This is a genomic window from Heliomarina baculiformis, assembly GCF_019966545.1.
In the GTDB taxonomy this organism is placed as follows: Bacteria; Pseudomonadota; Alphaproteobacteria; order Rhodobacterales; family Rhodobacteraceae; genus Heliomarina; species Heliomarina baculiformis.
The window spans coordinates 25,944-35,906 of sequence record NZ_JAIMIC010000021.1 but is presented as its reverse complement, the minus strand read 5'-3'; the positions used below and the strand labels follow the sequence as shown (position 1 = coordinate 35,906).

Annotated in this window: 7 protein-coding genes; 1 reads left to right on the top strand and 6 read right to left on the bottom strand. The window is 60.2% G+C overall.

What is annotated here, in order from left to right; genetic code table 11:
- The 4 genes from MF268_RS24230 to rpsL form a co-directional block, all read right to left on the bottom strand.
- Positions 1 to 299 (bottom strand): GTP-binding protein (locus tag MF268_RS24230; protein WP_238373292.1); only part of this gene is annotated, 299 nt, incomplete at its 3' end.
- 87 nt (positions 300 to 386) lie between these two features.
- Positions 387 to 2,510, bottom strand: a complete 2,124-nt coding sequence (gene fusA, locus MF268_RS24225; protein ID WP_238373291.1) for an elongation factor G — start codon at positions 2,508 to 2,510, stop codon at positions 387 to 389.
- Between the two features lie 30 nt (positions 2,511 to 2,540).
- Positions 2,541 to 3,011: a 30S ribosomal protein S7 gene (rpsG, locus tag MF268_RS24220; protein ID WP_088635873.1), complete on the bottom strand. Its 471-nt coding sequence runs from the start codon at positions 3,009 to 3,011 to the stop codon at positions 2,541 to 2,543.
- Positions 3,012 to 3,074: 63 nt separating this feature from the next.
- Positions 3,075 to 3,446: a 30S ribosomal protein S12 gene (rpsL, locus tag MF268_RS24215; RefSeq protein WP_007118826.1), complete on the bottom strand. Its 372-nt coding sequence runs from the start codon at positions 3,444 to 3,446 to the stop codon at positions 3,075 to 3,077.
- A gap of 358 nt (positions 3,447 to 3,804) precedes the next feature.
- On the opposite strand from rpsL, the gene MF268_RS24210 reads away from it, so the two are divergent.
- Positions 3,805 to 4,614 (top strand): putative rhamnosyl transferase, encoded by an 810-nt coding sequence (locus tag MF268_RS24210; RefSeq protein WP_238373290.1) that lies wholly within the window; start codon positions 3,805 to 3,807, stop codon positions 4,612 to 4,614.
- A 1-nt stretch (position 4,615) separates the two neighbouring features.
- On the opposite strand, the gene MF268_RS24205 is transcribed toward MF268_RS24210, so the two are convergent.
- Both MF268_RS24205 and rpoC read right to left on the bottom strand, forming a co-directional pair.
- On the bottom strand, positions 4,616 to 5,422 hold the full coding sequence (locus MF268_RS24205; RefSeq protein ID WP_238373289.1) for a glycosyltransferase: 807 nt from the start codon (positions 5,420 to 5,422) through the stop codon (positions 4,616 to 4,618).
- 284 nt (positions 5,423 to 5,706) lie between these two features.
- Positions 5,707 to 9,948: a DNA-directed RNA polymerase subunit beta' gene (gene rpoC, locus MF268_RS24200; protein WP_238373288.1), complete on the bottom strand. Its 4,242-nt coding sequence runs from the start codon at positions 9,946 to 9,948 to the stop codon at positions 5,707 to 5,709.
- Positions 9,949 to 9,963 lie beyond the last annotated feature (15 nt).

Here is a 9,963-nt window from a genome sequence, read left to right as displayed (position 1 = left end):
ACCAGGATCGCGCCGTCCATCTGCGCCGCACCGGTGATCATGTTCTTGACGTAGTCGGCGTGGCCGGGGCAGTCGACGTGGGCGTAGTGACGCGCTTCGGTCTCATACTCGACGTGCGCGGTCGAAATGGTGATCCCGCGGGCCTTCTCTTCGGGCGCGCCGTCGATCTGGTCATAGGCACGGAAGTCGCCGAAATACTTGGTGATCGCCGCCGTCAGCGTCGTCTTGCCGTGGTCAACGTGACCAATCGTGCCGATGTTTACGTGCGGTTTGTTGCGTTCAAACTTTGCCTTACCCATGGGGAGGTCTCCTTTTTTAGTGCGGATGGCGGGACAGGTCCCGCCCTACAGTTGATGGGTAGGGCGGGGTACTCCCCGCCACCCGATTTATGCGTATTTGGCCTGGATCTCGTCAGAGATGTTCTGCGGAACCGGATCGTAGTGGTCGAACTGCATCGTGAACTGCGCGCGGCCCGAGGACATGGAACGCAGGGTGTTGATGTAGCCGAACATGTTGGCCAGCGGCACGAAAGCGTTGATCGCGATCGCGTTGCCGCGGTTTTCCTGACCGGTCACCTGACCCCGGCGCGACGTGAGGTCGCCGATGACGTTGCCGGTGTATTCTTCCGGCGAAATCACTTCGACCTTCATGATCGGCTCGAGCATCTTGGCGCCCGCTTTCCGCATCCCTTCGCGCATCCCCATACGGGCGGCGATTTCGAAGGCGAGAACCGAGGAGTCCACGTCGTGGAACTTACCGTCGATCAGGGCCACCTTGAAGTCGATCACCGGGAAGCCTGCCAGCGGACCGGAGTCCATGACCGACTTAATGCCTTTTTCGACACCGGGGATGTATTCCTTCGGAACCGCACCACCAACGATGCGCGATTCAAAGGAGTAACCTTCGCCCGGCTCTGTCGGCGTGATGATGAGCTTGACCTCGGCGAACTGACCCGAACCACCCGACTGCTTCTTGTGGGTGTAGGTGTGCTCAACCTCTTTCGAGATGGTCTCACGGTAAGCCACCTGAGGCGCACCGATGTTCGCTTCGACCTTGAATTCCCGCTTGAGGCGGTCGACGAGGATGTCGAGGTGAAGTTCGCCCATGCCCTTCATGATGGTCTGACCGGATTCGAGGTCGGTCTCGACGCGGAAGGACGGGTCTTCGGCGGCCAGACGGGCCAGGCCTGCGGACATCTTTTCTTGGTCGTTCTTGGTCTTCGGCTCGACCGCGATCTCGATAACCGGATCGGGGAAGGTCATGGTTTCCAGAACCACCGGATCCTTGGCGTCGCACAGCGTGTCACCCGTGGTGGTGTCTTTCAGACCCGCCAGCGCGATAATGTCGCCTGCAAATGCTTCCTCGATTTCCTCGCGGTTGTTCGAGTGCATCATCATCATACGACCGATGCGCTCTTTCTTGCCTTTGGTCGAGTTCAGGATCGAGTCGCCCTTGTTCATCTTACCCGAGTAGATACGGGTGAAGGTCAGCGAGCCGACAAAGGGGTCGTTCATGATCTTGAACGCAAGGCCAGCGAAAGGCATGTCATCGTCCGCACGGCGCGGGATGTTACGGGTTTCCGTTTCGTCGCCCGGCTTGAAGCCCATGTAATCGACAACGTCCAGCGGGCTGGGCAGATAGTCGACGACAGCGTTCAGCAGCGGCTGGACACCCTTGTTCTTGAAGGCGGAGCCACAGAGAACCGGGATGAACTTGATCGCCAGCGTGCCCTTGCGGATCAGCTTGCGCAGGGTCGCGATGTCGGGCTCTTCGCCTTCCAGATACGCTTCCATAGCGTCGTCGTCCATTTCGACGGCGTTTTCGATCAGCTTGGCGCGCCATTCGTTGGCGGTGTCCTGCAGGCTTTCACGGATCGGCTGACGAACCCAGCTCGCGCCGAGATCTTCACCCTTCCAGACCCACTCTTCCATGGTGACGAGGTCGACCATGCCTTCCAGCTCGTTCTCTGCCCCGATCGGGATCTGGATCGGCGCCGGAGTCGCACCGGTGCGGTCCTGGATCATTTCGACACAGTTGAAGAAGTCGGCACCGATCTTGTCCATCTTGTTGACGAACACGATCCGCGGAACCTTGTACCGGTCGGCCTGACGCCAGACGGTTTCGGTCTGCGGCTCGACACCCGCGTTGGCGTCCAGAACGGCAACGGCACCGTCAAGCACGGCCAGCGAACGCTCGACTTCGATCGTGAAGTCGACGTGACCGGGCGTGTCGATGATGTTCATGCGGTACTTGGTGTCGTAGGTCCCCTCCTTGGTGGGGTCCTCCTGCCACTGCCAGAACGTCGTGGTTGCAGCCGAGGTAATCGTGATACCACGTTCCTGCTCCTGCTCCATCCAGTCCATCGTCGCAGCGCCGTCATGCACTTCGCCGATGTTGTGGGATTTGCCGGTGTAGAACAGGATACGCTCGGAACAGGTGGTTTTACCTGCATCGATGTGGGCCATGATGCCGAAGTTGCGGTAGCGTTCAAGCGGGTATTCGCGTGCCATAGGGGCGGTCCTCGAAAATGAGTAGAGTGTTTACCAGCGGTAGTGGCTGAACGCTTTGTTGGCGTCGGCCATCTTGTGGGTATCTTCGCGCTTTTTCACGGCGGAACCGCGCGACTGAACTGCGTCGAGCAGTTCGCCTGCAAGGCGCTCTTCCATGGTGTTTTCGTTGCGCGCGCGGCTTGCATTGATCAGCCAGCGGATCGCCAGGGCCTGACGGCGCTCGGGGCGCACTTCGACGGGCACCTGGTAGGTGGCACCACCCACACGGCGCGAGCGAACCTCGACCGAAGGCTGGATGTTGTCGAGGGCTTCATGGAAGACTTCGATCGGCGAACGCTTGATCTTGCCTTCGACGCGATCCATCGCGTTGTAGACGATCCGTTCGGCGACGGATTTCTTACCATCGACCATCAGGTTGTTCATGAACTTGGTCAGCACCAGATCGCCATACTTGGCGTCGGGCAGGACTTCGCGTTTTTCTGCGGCGTGACGACGAGACATTTATATATCCTCTTGTTCCTCTGCGGGCGAGGCCCCGGTTCACGGCCGGGACGCCCGAAATCCTTATTTCGGACGCTTAGCGCCATACTTGGAGCGGCGCTGCTTACGGTCTTTGACACCCTGGGTATCAAGCACGCCGCGGAGAATGTGGTAACGCACACCTGGAAGGTCTTTTACACGGCCGCCACGAATCAGGACAACCGAGTGTTCCTGAAGGTTGTGGGACTCACCCGGGATGTACGAAATCACTTCGAACCCGTTGGTCAGGCGCACCTTGGCGACTTTCCGCATGGCCGAGTTCGGCTTTTTCGGTGTGGTTGTATAGACGCGTGTGCAGACGCCGCGCTTTTGCGGGCATTCCTGCAGGTGCATCGACTTCGAACGTTTTACTTTAGGCTGCCGCGGCTTGCGGATCAGCTGCTGGATCGTTGGCATTCCGGTTCTTTCCCCGTCTCATCAACACATGTGTGTGCACGCATGTGCGTGCGGTTCAAATCAGTCCGGCGCCATACACGTCTGCACAGCGCAAAAACCGCCTTCGTCCCCTGCAAATGGGCACGACGCGGTGGGTTTCCAGAGGATCGGGCCCCTACGGACCGGATCATGACCACTTCAGTTTAGAAATCGGCACTTTGGGGCGACCCCCGAAGCCGAGATAGCGGGCGTATAAGAGGAGTCGCCGCCAGTGTCAACAGCCCCCTGTCCGACCGTGCCGACTTGCATCGCTGTTATCCGCTTGCCACAGTATATCCGGCATCACCGGCCCCGGACAGCAAAAAATCGGAAGCGAAACATGCAGGTTATCGGATTGTGCCGGTTCTCCTATCCCGGCGAGGGCGGGTTTCAGGTCGCCCATGCGAGCCTCGAGGAACGGATCGCCTATCTCTACGCGCCGGAACGGCTCGAAGAGCGATTCCGTTTCCTCGAATGTTTCACCCTGCCCTCGATCCGGGCGCAGAGCGATCCTGATTTCACCTTTCTCATCGTGATCGGCGACAGCCTGCCCGCCGAACATCGCACCCGGCTTGCCGGACTCTGCGCCGACATTCCGCAGGTCAGGATCGAAGCCTGCCCGCCCGGCCCGCATCGCCCGGTGATGAAAGAAGCGATCAACGACTGTCGAGAGCCGGGACGCGGTCCCTGCCTGCAATTCCGCCTTGATGACGACGACGCGGTGGCGGTTGATTTCGTCGAACGCCTGCGCCGCGCCGCCGGGCAGGTGGCGGGCATGCTGAACGATCACCGTCACATCGCCATCGACTTCAGCGCCGGCCATATCGCGCGCCCCAGCCCCGATGGCATCGAAGCCGCTGAGATCCACCAACCCTTCTGGACTCCGGGCTTGGCCGTGATGTTCCGCCCCGGCGTCGATCTCAGCGTGATGAATTTCGCCCATCACCGCATTGCGCGAAAAATGCCCGCGCTCAGCTTTCCCGATAAGGCGATGATGCTCCGCGGCCACAACGACCATAACGATTCACGCCAGGGTCCCAACACGCGCAACTTCGACCTCGCCTTGCTGGATTACGCTGGGGAATCCCTCTTTCGCAGCCGCTACGATATCGATGCCGACCATGTTCGCCGCGTCTTTGGCGCGGATTAGATCACAGCGCCTTCAGATCCTCGATCCCAAGACCGAAATGCGCCTGCAGCTCCGCCTCGACCTGCGGCGATCCCATCTTGTGCGACAAGCCCATTACCGCCGGGTCCGACTTGTTATCGCCATGGATCGTCCGGATGAAGCCGGGCACCGAGATATCGGAATAGGTATTATAGTGCTGCGCGAACTTGCGATGTACATAGCGATAGGGGTTGGTCTCATGTGCAAGCGGCGCAACCAGCGTCACCCCCGCCGAGAGCGGCGCCCGCTCTACCGCATCGAAGACTTCCGACCCGGTCTCGCTGCGCCGCAGGTAGAAGCCACGATTATAGGCGATGATCGTCGGCGGCGGCGCCTCGTGCAGATGAAACAGCCCCCGCGCCAGCCGCTTGCTGCGGGCGATGAAATCCCGATCCACCGCGTCATCGTCATCCAGCCGGAACATGATCCGATGGCTGCACCCCTCGACCGGGACCGATTGATAGGCCTCGCGCAGCATCGCGTAATGCTTCCCCGGCCCGACCAGCCGCAGCGAGATATTCTCATGCGGTTCCAGCAGGGCGTGTAACCGTTCGAGATAGACTTTCGGCATTGCCTCTGCCGCCAGCACGATCAGGCGGAAATCCCCGTCACCCTGCCCGGTCATAGACGGCAGGCAGAGGCGTTCGAACAGGCGAAACCGCAGCTCCATGCGCGCCGGGCTGAACAGATGCGCCGCGGTTTCCTGAAGCGTCTTGAACCGTTCCGAGTAATAGGTCGGGGTCAGTACCGAAAACCGTACCAGCCCGATCGTCCGAAATTCTGGCGCCACGCCGCTGTCCCGATCTGTTCGCTCCTCCTCCCTTTGCCACATTCCCCCCTCGCCGTCACGCCCCAAGACCCCGGCGCGTGATCGCCCTGCTTCTTTGGGTCAAAAATATCCCGGGGGAGTCCGCAGGACGGGGGCAGAGCCCCCTGACCAGGCCACGAACCGACATGGGTCGCCCATTGTCAGCTCGAACCGGCCAAGGGATTTACTGCAAAAGAAAACCCCCGCACCTTCCGGAACGGGGGTCATCAGTTTCTACGCGGGGCCAGATCCGAGCCCGTCAGGGATCAATCCCGGCTTTCGGGCGTATCCACCAGCGTGTCGTAATCATCCGCACCGATGATATCGCCTTCCAGCGGTGCCGCGAGCGCAGCGGCCGCTTCAGCCTCGTCCCGGCGTGCGTCGATCACCACGTTGTCCCGTTCGGTCGCGATGCGGCGGACCTTCTGGGTCGCGCCACCGGTACCGGCCGGGATCAGGCGGCCGACGATCACGTTCTCTTTCAGGCCGACCAGTTTGTCGCGCTTGCCCTGAACCGAAGCCTCGGTCAGCACGCGGGTGGTCTCCTGGAAGGACGCGGCCGAGATGAACGACCGGGTCTGCAGCGACGCCTTGGTGATCCCGAGAAGAATCGGTTCGCCCTGTGCCGGACGGCCGCCCTTGGAGATCGCCTTTTCGTTGGCCTGATCGAACTCCTGCTTGTCGACGTGTTCGCCCTTGAGCAGCGTGGTATCGCCGCTCTCCTGGATCTCCCACTTCTGCAGCATCTGGCGCACGATGACCTCGATGTGCTTGTCGTTGATCTTCACGCCCTGAAGACGATAGACCTCCTGCACCTCGTTGATCATGTAATCCGCCAGCGCCTCGACACCCATGATCGCAAGGATGTCATGAGGGGCCGGGTTGCCGTCCATGATGTAGTCGCCCTTCTGGACATAGTCACCTTCCTGAACCGGAATGTGCTTGCCCTTGGGCACCATGTATTCGACGGGCTCCATCGATTCATCCGCAGGCTCGATGCTGATACGGCGCTTGTTCTTGTAGTCGCGACCGTAACGCACATAGCCGTCGATCTCCGCAATGATCGCGTGATCCTTGGGACGGCGCGCTTCGAACAGTTCGGCCACACGCGGCAGACCACCGGTAATGTCCTTCGTCTTTGCACCTTCACGCGGAATACGCGCAACCACGTCACCGGCCTTGATCTCCGCGCCCTCCTCGATGGAAAGGATCGCGTCCACCGACATCGGATAGGTCACCGGGTTGCCCGCATCGTTGCGGACCGGCTCGCCATCTTCGCCAACAAGAATGATCTCGGGCTTGAGCTCGTTACCCTTCGGCGCGGCACGCCAGTCGATCACGATCTTCTGGGTCATGCCGGTAGCTTCGTCCGTCTCGTCGCGCACGGCGATGCCGCTCAAGAGGTCGACGAATTTCGCCGTACCGGCCTTCTCGGCGATGATCGGCAGGGTGTAGGGATCCCATTCGATCAGCTTGTCGCCGCGTTTGACCATCTCGCCGTCCTTGACGAACAGCTTGGTGCCGTAACCGATCTTGTGGCTCGCGCGCTCTTCGCCGTTCTCGTCCTGAATGATCAGCTTCATGTTCCGGCCCATCACCAGGATCTCGCCATTGGCGTTCTCGAGGATCTGCGCGTTCTCATAAACGACCTTGCCAGGCTGGCTGGCTTCGAGGAAGGACTGCTGGCCACCCTGTGCAACGCCACCGATGTGGAACGTCCGCATCGTCAGCTGTGTACCGGGTTCACCGATCGACTGGGCCGCGATGATACCCACGGCTTCGCCGGTGTTCACCATCGTACCGCGTGCAAGGTCACGACCGTAGCAGGTGGCGCAGACGCCCTCTTCGGCTTCACAGGTCAGCGGCGACCGGATCCGCGCGGACTGCACGTTGCACTCCTCGATGGCGTCGGCCATGCGCTCGTCGATCAACTGACCCTCGGAGACCAGCACCTCTTCTGTACCAGGCTTGAGGATGTCCTCTGCCGCGACACGGCCCAGAACACGCTCGCCCAGCGTGGCCACGACTTCACCGTCGTTGACCGCCGCTTCGGCAGTGATCGAGTTCTCGGTACCGCAGTCGAGCATACGCACGATGCAGTCCTGAGCCACGTCCACCAGACGACGGGTCAGGTAACCCGAGTTCGCCGTCTTAAGAGCGGTATCCGACAGACCCTTACGGGCACCGTGGGTCGAGTTGAAGTATTCAAGAACGGTCAGACCTTCCTTGAAGTTCGAGATGATCGGCGTTTCGATGATGTCGCCGTTCGGCTTCGCCATCAGGCCGCGCATCCCGCCCAGCTGCTTCATCTGCGTAACCGAGCCACGCGCACCGGAGTGGGCCATCATGTAGACCGAGTTCGGCTCCATGACCGCGCCGTTTTCGTCGCGGACATCGGCCGAGATCGACCCCATCATGGCTTCGGTGACGCGGTCGTTACACTTCGACCAGGCATCGACAACCTTGTTGTACTTTTCGCCCTGGGTGATCAGGCCGTCCATGTACTGCTGTTCGAAATCCTTCACCTGCTCGCGCGTTTCTTCGACGATCGGCCACTTGGAGTCGGGGATCAGCATGTCGTCTTTGCCGAACGAGATCCCTGCCGAGAAGGCTTCCTTGAAACCCATCGACATGATCTGGTCACAGAAGATGACCGACTCTTTCTGACCGCAGTAACGGTAGACGGTGTCGATGACCTGCTGGACTTCCTTCTTGCGAAGCAGACGGTTGACCAGTTCGAACGGTGCCTTGGCGTTAAGCGGCAGCAGCGCGCCCAGACGGACACGGCCCGGCGTGGTCTCGTAGCGCTTCTGGATCTCATTGCCTTCGTCGTCGATCTGCGTAATCCGCGCCTGGATCTTGGAGTGCAGGTGTACGACACCCGCATCCAGCGCGTGCTGGACTTCCTCGATCGAGCCAAAGACCATGCCTTCGCCCTTCATGCCTTCGCGTTCCAGCGTAACATAGTAAAGGCCAAGGATCATATCCTGCGACGGAACGATGATCGGCGCACCGTTTGCCGGCGACAGAACGTTGTTCGTCGACATCATCAGCACGCGCGCTTCCAGCTGGGCTTCCAGCGAGAGCGGGACGTGAACGGCCATCTGGTCACCGTCAAAGTCGGCGTTGAAGGCCGAACAGACCAGCGGGTGAAGCTGGATCGCCTTGCCTTCGATCAGAACCGGTTCGAACGCCTGGATACCAAGACGGTGCAGCGTCGGCGCACGGTTCAGCATCACGGGGTGTTCACGGATGACCTCGTCGAGGATATCCCAGACTTCGGGACGTTCTTTTTCGACAAGCTTCTTGGCCTGTTTCACGGTGCTGGACAAGCCCTTGGCCTCCAGCCGCGAATAGATGAACGGCTTGAACAGTTCGAGCGCCATCTTCTTGGGCAGACCGCACTGGTGCAGCTTGAGTTCAGGACCCGTCACGATGACCGAACGGCCCGAGAAGTCGACCCGCTTACCCAGAAGGTTCTGACGGAAGCGACCCTGCTTGCCTTTCAGCATGTCCGACAGCGATTTCAGCGGACGCTTGTTGGCGCCGGTGATCACGCGGCCACGACGGCCGTTGTCGAACAGGGCGTCGACGGATTCCTGAAGCATCCGCTTTTCGTTACGCACGATGATATCGGGCGCACGAAGCTCGATCAGGCGCTTCAGACGGTTGTTCCGGTTGATCACGCGGCGATACAGGTCGTTCAGGTCGGAGGTCGCGAAACGACCGCCATCCAGCGGCACCAGCGGACGCAGTTCCGGCGGAATGACCGGGATCACCGTCAGGACCATCCATTCCGGACGGTTGCCGGATTCCAGGAAGGATTCCACGACTTTCAGGCGCTTGATGATCTTCTTGGGCTTCAACTCGCCAGTTGCTTCCTTGAGGTCCGCACGCAGTTGGTCGGCCTCGGCTTCGAGGTCGATCTGCGCCAGCATCTCGCGGATGGCTTCGGCACCGATATTGGCCGTGAACGCGTCCATGCCATAGGCATCCTGCGCGTCCATATACTCTTCCTCGGTCATCATCTGACCGTACTGAAGATCGGTCAGGCCCGGTTCGATCACAACGTAGTTCTCAAAGTAGAGAACCCGTTCCAGATCGCGCAGGGTCATGTCCAGCATCAGGCCGATGCGGCTGGGCAGCGACTTGAGGAACCAGATATGCGCAACGGGGGAGGCCAGTTCGATATGGCCCATCCGCTCGCGGCGGACTTTTTGCAGCGTGACTTCTACACCGCATTTTTCGCAGACGACGCCGCGATATTTCATGCGCTTATATTTGCCGCAGAGACATTCGTAGTCTTTGATCGGGCCAAAGATACGCGCACAGAAAAGACCGTCACGCTCGGGCTTGAACGTCCGGTAGTTGATGGTTTCCGGTTTCTTGATCTCACCATAGGACCACGAGAGGATCCGTTCCGGCGAAGCCAGCGACACCTTGATCTCGTCAAAGACCTTGGGCGGTGTCAGCGGGTTGAACGGGTTGTTTGTCAGTTCCTGGTTCATTTTGCGTCCTTACAA